General features: G+C 64.7%; 3 protein-coding genes. 2 read left to right on the forward strand and 1 reads right to left on the reverse strand.

Going from position 1 to position 2,556, the window contains the following annotated elements; genetic code table 11:
• Positions 1–210: 210 nt before the first annotated feature.
• Positions 211–861 (reverse strand): HAD family hydrolase, encoded by a 651-nt coding sequence (locus ACE3UY_RS20205; protein WP_374689284.1) that lies wholly within the window; start codon positions 859–861, stop codon positions 211–213.
• A gap of 197 nt (positions 862–1,058) precedes the next feature.
• On the opposite strand from ACE3UY_RS20205, the gene ACE3UY_RS20210 reads away from it, so the two are divergent.
• Positions 1,059–2,186 carry a hypothetical protein gene (locus ACE3UY_RS20210; protein ID WP_374689285.1) on the forward strand — a complete coding sequence of 376 codons (1,128 nt, stop codon included), beginning with the start codon at positions 1,059–1,061 and terminating at the stop codon, positions 2,184–2,186.
• Between the two features lie 163 nt (positions 2,187–2,349).
• Positions 2,350–2,556: hypothetical protein (locus ACE3UY_RS20215; RefSeq protein WP_374689286.1), on the forward strand; the 207-nt coding region annotated here is incomplete at its 3' end.

The raw sequence follows: 2,556 nt of genomic DNA on the forward strand, positions 1-2,556 counted from the left end.
AACCTATTCAGTTTTTCTAACCGGTACACAACAGACGGAAGAAACAAAAAAAGTGGGTTGGCCCACTTTTCCGGTCGCAATCTCCAGAATGTCGTGACGGTAGTATAGCACAGAGTGCCATAGGCGGCAACTGGAATCGGGTGTCTTTCTGTAGCACGGGTTTCTTAACTCGTGGCTCCGTACCACGGGTTAAGAAACCTGTGCTACGTTTCAGAGCAGCGCCTCCAGGTCGACCGCCACCTCGGCCAGCGACGGGTAGCGGCGGTAAGCGCCGCTGAAGTTGGCGTGGCGCGTCGTCTCGGTCGGCACGACGATGACCCGCGCCCCGGCGGCCACGGCAGCGGCGCAACCCGGCCCAGAATCCTCCAGCGCCAGGCAGTTGGCCGGGGCCACGCCCAACCGCTCGGCGGCCAGCAGGAAGAGGTCGGGGGCGGGCTTGCCGTGGGCCACCTCGTCGCCGGCCGCCAGCGCGCCGTAGCGCCCCACCAATCCCAGCTTGCCCAGCACGCTCTCGGCCAACTCCCGCGGCGTACTGGTCGCCACGGCCCAGCGCAGCCCCAGCGCTTCCACGCGGTCGAGCAGCGCCCACAGGCCGGGCATCACCGGCACACCTTCCTCCAGGGCGACCAGAAAGGCGGCCGTCTTGCGCGCGATCAACTCCTCCACCGGCAACAGCAGGGCCAGTTCGGCGTGCAGCAGCCGGGCGCTCTCCGACGTGCGCAGGCCCACCATGCGGCCGTAGAGGTCGTCGCTCACCACGGCGTCATGGGCCGCGACGACGTACTCCCACGACCGGCGCGCCAGCGGCTCGGTGTCCACCATCAGGCCGTCCATATCAAATAGAATCGCAGTTCGTTTCATCGTTCGGAGGATAGAACGCTGATGATGCTGATTTGGCTGATTTTCGCGGATAAGAAACGATTCATTCTCTTATCTGCGGCAATCAGTTTAATCAGCGTCATCTACGTCCCATTTCTTTTGACAAGGTTAGCGGCTATGTGTAACCTAAGCCGGCCCGCGCGGCAAATTCCGCGCGCCCCCTCACCGAGGCGACTCCCATGCTAACCATCGAACGCATCGACCCCACTGACAAACGCCAGGTCAGGCGCTTCGTAGACGTGCCCTTTCGCCTGTACCGCGACTGCCCGCAATGGGTTCCGCCCATCCGCGGCGACGTGGCCCTGGCCCTCAACCGGGTTAAGCATCCGTTCTATGAGCACTCGGCGGCCGACTTCTTCCTGGCCGTGCGCGACGGCCGCGACGTGGGTCGCGTTGCCGCGCTGGAGAACGTCAACTACAACCGGCAGCACGGGACACGCACCGGCCAGTTCTACTTCTTTGACGCCGCGGAGGACGACGAGGCCGCCGTGGCCCTGTTCGGCGCGGTCTTCGACTGGGCGCGGGCGCGGGGGCTGGACGCGGTTATCGGCCCCAAAGGGATGGGGCCGTTCGACGGCTACGGCCTGCTGGAGCGCGGCTATGAGCACCGGCAGATGATGACGATGATGAACTACAACTACCCCTACTATCGCCGGCTGGTGGAGGCGCAAGGGTTCGTCAAGGAAGTGGACTTCGTGTCGGTCTACCTGGACGCGGCCGGCTTCCACCTCGATGAGCGCGTCCATCGCATCGCCGAGCGGGCGCGGCGGCGGCAGAACCTGCGCGTGCTGCCGCTGCAAACCAAGGCCGACCTGCGCCATTGGGCTCCGGCCATCGGCCGCGCCTACAACCAGACCTTTGTGAACAACTGGGAGTACGTGCCGCTGACGGAGCGCGAGATCAAATTCGTGCTCGATCAACTGCTGCTCATCGCCAACCCCCGGCTGCTGAAGTTCATCGCCCACGGCGACGACGTGGTCGGCTTCGCGCTGGGCTTCCCCGACGTGTCGGCCGCCCTCCAGCGCGCCCACGGCCACCTGCTGCCGTTCGGCCTGTTCGACCTGGTGCGCGAGATGCGCGCGACGAGGGGGCTGGCCGGCAACGGCGCAGGCATTCTGCCGGAGTTCCAGGGCATCGGCGGCAACGCCCTGCTCTACGCCGAGATGGAGCGGACGGTGCAGGAGTTCCATTTCGAGTGGTATGAGCTGACCCAGGTGGCTGAGACGGCAACGCAGATGCGCAGCGACCTGGCGACGCTGGGCGGTAAGCCGTACAAGAACCACCGCGTCTATCGTAAGGCGCTTTGATCCACAGAAATATCTCACGCAAAGACGCCAAGAACGCAAAGCTCCGAACTCTGGGCTTTGTGTTCTTGGCGTGAGGTTCACTGTCAACCAACGCCTGTCCCGTTGCTGCGCTCCCGCACCTTCTCTACTATAATACCCGCACGTTTAGCCCGAGAGGAACGAGGTGCAGGCAACGCCCGACGGGATCGCCCAATTGAAAGCCGGTATGGCCGCGCTAGAGGCGCAACGACCGCTGCTCGGCGACGCGGTCGTCGAGGCGGCGCTGACCGCCCTGCGCGAGAAGCTGGCCGCGCTGGAGGGGCAGACGTCCGAACAACAGCGCAAGCTGGCGACGGTGCTGTTCATGGACATCGCCGGCCACACGGCCCTC

The sequence above is a fragment of the Promineifilum sp. (SeqCode) genome, assembly GCF_041918635.1.
Lineage (GTDB): Bacteria > Chloroflexota > Anaerolineae > Promineifilales > Promineifilaceae > Promineifilum.

What these genes read in the sequence shown, in the direction of transcription:
- ACE3UY_RS20205 (WP_374689284.1), bottom strand. Translation starts at nt 861, where the DNA reads ATGAAACGAACTGCGATTCTATTTGATATGGACGGCCTGATGGTGGAC.
- ACE3UY_RS20210 (WP_374689285.1), top strand. Translation starts at nt 1,059, where the DNA reads ATGCTAACCATCGAACGCATCGACCCCACTGACAAACGCCAGGTCAGG.